The following is a 2,774-nucleotide window of genomic DNA, read 5'->3' on the forward strand; positions in this document are numbered from 1 at the left end:
CATCGACAAAGGTAAGTTCCAGAACATCCGATTTTAGTTCATACGTATAGTGTTGTCCGTTTTGGAATGTAATTACATTGCTATTTAGTGTAAAGTTCCCAGCCGCATTGGTCAGAAACTTAAACTCTTCAGTGTTTTCAACTCTCAATACAGTCTTTTTAAAAGTCAGTGCATGTCCACTAAAATCTGGATTATCTCCAAATGCACAATAACAGTAAACATTGGTCAATACCCATTTGCCTTCCAAAAGGGTAGTTTGGTTATCATCAGTATCATTGGCACATGAAGTGAGAAGAGCTATCAATGTACCTATTATAAAAACTTGTTTCATCAATTGGATTATAGGTAAGAATGCCGAAATAGTCATTGGTTAAGCTGACAAACTTCTTAAATTCTCGAAATAAGCTGACTTAAAAAACAAAATAGTGGGCCTACACCACAACATTGGCTTGCTACGCATCATTTCTTTTCTCCGATGGGTTCAGTAAAGTACATTTACTATGTAATCAAAACGAATTAAGTTTTTTCATTTTCATATAGTGTTCTCGTAAAAGGGTCTTACCGTTAAAAGTAAGGCCCTTTTTAGTTAATTCAATTTCAATTCTTAGCCATGGTTTTTTCCAAAGTAACCTTTATCGATTTGCTGATCGGGGTTTTACTCTTATCGGCATAGTGGTTGTAGGGCACCAAAACATTGGTCTCAGGAAAATAAGCCCCAAGATTACCCTGGGGTATATTGTATGGAATTACAAGGAATTTATGAGCGGTACGTTTTGTGCCATCGTAAAGACTACTGATATCCACAATATCCATTTTTCGTAACCCCTGGGTTTCCATATCCATACTGTTCATGAACAAGACCCTTCTTTCATTAAATACCCCCCTATACCGATCGTCCAGACCATAAATAGTAGTATTGAACTGGTCGTGCGAACGTATGGTCATTAACAGAAATTCATTTTTTCCCAAACGATGGTCGGGTAATTTGTTCAAGGTCAATTGGGCCTTGCCGTTCGGCAACTTACTGAAATCGCGTTCCCGTACATTATTGGGCAAATAATACCCTGAGCCCTTCGAATTTTCCCTGGTATTTTTGAAACCCTTTACAACCTTATCCATATACTCCCTGATCAATTCATAATCTTCCCCCAAGGCCTTCCAATCCATGGGATGGTCCCCGTTGAAATAGGTATCGGCCAATTCAGCGATAATATCAGGTTCACTTTTAATGCTGTCGGAGGCTGGCTTTAACAGTCCTCGCGACTGTCGTACCCGTCCCATACTGTTTTCAATGGTAATATAACGCTGGGTCCCATTCTTTAAATCCTTTTCCGATCGGCCAAATGTGGGCAGGATCAATGCGGTCTTCCCCGTGACTAAATGGGAACGGTTGAGCTTTGTGCTGATCTGCACGGTAAGTTCGCATTGTTGTATGGCCTTAGCTGTATATTCCGTATCGCTGGCCGCCATAAGAAAATTACCACCTAAACAAATAAAAACTTTTCCATGTCTATCATGCATCGCCTTCATGGCGCCTACGGTATCATACCCTTCTTTTTTTGGGGGAACAAAACCAAGGTGTTTTTTGATACGATTATTAAGATCTTTATTCACATAGTGCATGATGCCCACACTACGATCCCCCTGAACATTACTATGCCCACGAACCGGACATGTACCGGCATGTGGTTTGCCTACCGCCCCTTTTAACAATAACAGATTTACAAATTCCTGAATGGTCGCGACACCATTTTTGTGTTGTGTAAGCCCCATGGCCCAACACACCACGATTTTTGATTTGGAAGCCAAAAGTTGAACGGCTTCATTTATCTTCTCTTCCGCTATCCCAGATAATGCAATAAGTTTTTGAAGGTCATACGTCTGTATATCCTCCATCAATGATTCATAGCCTTGCACATAGGTGTCGATAAACTCGTGGTCGAACACCAAACCATTGGATCCATCCAATTCGGCCAGTTTTTTGATTATCGATTTTACGAGCGGAATATCCTGATTGATCTTTACCTGCAAATGGATATCTGTGAGATCTTCGCCACTTCCCAACATCCCTTTAAGGCGTTGTGGATTTTTGAAATTTACGAGTCCTGATTCTTCCAAAGGATTGATACTGATGATCTTTCCACCATTCTCCTTACATTTCTCCAAAGCGGAAAGCATGCGTGGATGGTTAGTACCGGGATTTTGCCCCGCAACGATAATTACCTCGGCTTTATGAAGATCTTCCAATTTTACTGACCCCTTGCCAATACCCAAGGTTTCAGAAAGGGCTACTCCACTGGATTCGTGGCACATGTTGGAGCAATCCGGCATATTATTGGTGCCAAAGGCCCTAGCATACATTCCGTACAAAAATGCGGCTTCATTGCTAGATCTGCCCGAGGTATAAAAAATAGCTTCATCAGGAGTAGATAACTTGCGTAGCTCATACGAAATGAGTTCATAGGCCTCTTGCCAAGCGATGGGCTCATAGTGCACTTTTCCGGGTCGCAGCACCATGGGCTCGATAACCCTACCGAACCGGTTCAACTCAAAATCAGAGCTTTGTGAGAGTTCCTCAACGGAATGGCGTTTGAAAAAATCCTTCCCGATATGGGATGTCGTGGCCTCATCGGCCAAGGCCTTGGCTCCATTTTCACAAAATTCCCCAATTTTGGAAGGCTCATCTGGGTCTGGCCAGGCACAACTGGGGCACTCAAAACCCTCTTTTTGGTTCATGTTCGATAACGCCTGTAACGAACGAACGACGCCCATTT

The 2,774-nt window shown here is 42.2% G+C and carries 2 protein-coding genes; both read right to left on the minus strand.

Annotation, left to right across the window (positions count from 1 at the left end; translation table 11 throughout):
- Nucleotides 1–331, minus strand: a 331-nt coding sequence (locus WBM98_RS06205; protein WP_424365160.1) for a hypothetical protein, incomplete at its 3' end; no start/stop codon positions are given.
- Between the two features lie 266 nt (nt 332–597).
- Nucleotides 598–2,774, minus strand: a 2,177-nt coding sequence (locus tag WBM98_RS06210) for an FdhF/YdeP family oxidoreductase (protein WP_424365161.1), incomplete at its 5' end; no start/stop codon positions are given.

Origin of the sequence: Maribacter sp. (assembly GCF_049667165.1) — a bacterium.
GTDB lineage: Bacteria > Bacteroidota > Bacteroidia > Flavobacteriales > Flavobacteriaceae > Maribacter_A.